Annotated in this window: 1 rRNA gene; it reads right to left on the reverse strand. The window is 38.9% G+C overall.

Annotated elements, in window-relative coordinates:
• Window position 1: 1 nt before the first annotated feature.
• A 5S ribosomal RNA gene (gene rrf, locus H5160_RS20215) occupies window positions 2-95 on the reverse strand.
• Window positions 96-306 lie beyond the last annotated feature (211 nt).

The raw sequence follows: 306 nt of genomic DNA on the forward strand, positions 1-306 counted from the left end.
CACATAGCAAATGCTACACTATCATCGGCGCTGTTTCGTTTCACTACTGAGTTCGGCATGGAGTCAGGTGGGTCCAAAACGCTATTGTCACCAAGCAAATTTGGGCGTTAATACGTATTTCTGCGTACTAACTGAATTTGGAAAATATCTGATAATATTTTTTAAGTTTTTCTAAGTAATTTCTACTTTAGTTATATTAACTTCTGTCAAACTGTCGCATAAAACGCGTTTGGCGTTGTATGGTTAAGCCTCACGGGTAATTAGTACAAGTTAGCTTAATGGCTCACACCACTTCCACATCTTGCC

It is taken from the genome of Pseudoalteromonas sp. SG43-4, from assembly GCF_014164325.1.
Lineage (GTDB): Bacteria > Pseudomonadota > Gammaproteobacteria > Enterobacterales > Alteromonadaceae > Pseudoalteromonas > Pseudoalteromonas distincta.